Origin of the sequence: Burkholderia sp. Ac-20344 (assembly GCF_017104975.1) — a bacterium.
Classification (GTDB): domain Bacteria; phylum Pseudomonadota; class Gammaproteobacteria; order Burkholderiales; family Burkholderiaceae; genus Burkholderia.
Window position 1 is genome coordinate 1 of record NZ_JAAGPP010000406.1, and the last position, 522, is coordinate 522.

Genomic DNA, 522 nt, shown 5'->3' on the forward strand with positions numbered 1-522 from the left:
TGAACAGCATGCCTGTCTCGACACTGGAACGCATTCGACGCTATCTCGTCGGCTTGCGCATGCCGCGCGCGCTCGAAACGCTGGACGCCACCCTGAATCGCTTCGAGCAAGGCGACAGCTCGATGCTCGAAGTGCTGGAAACGCTGCTGGGCGAGGAGTTCACGACGCGCGAGACTCGGCGCATCCGGATGGCGCTGCAGACCGCGCGACTCGGCACGATCAAGACGCTGACCGGCTACGACTTCAGTTTCCAGCCGAGCCTCGACCGCGATCGCATCATGGCGCTTGCGCAGCTCGAGTTCATCGAACGACGGCAGACCGTTCATTTCCTGGGGCCACCCGGCACGGGCAAATCACATCTGTCCATTGCGCTGGGCGTAGAAGCCGTGCGCGCTGGCAAGAGCGTCTACTTCGGCTCGCTGGCCGAGATCGTCAACTCGATGGCCAAGGCCGAGCGGGAGGGCAACCTCGCACAGCGCGTGCGTTTCCTCGCCCGTAACAGCCTGTTGATCGTCGACGAGA

General features: G+C 63.4%; 1 pseudogene. It reads left to right on the forward strand.

Annotated features, from left to right (window positions below):
• Positions 1–522, forward strand: a pseudogene (gene istB, locus G3N64_RS39420) (IS21-like element ISBcen28 family helper ATPase IstB); the annotation flags it as partial.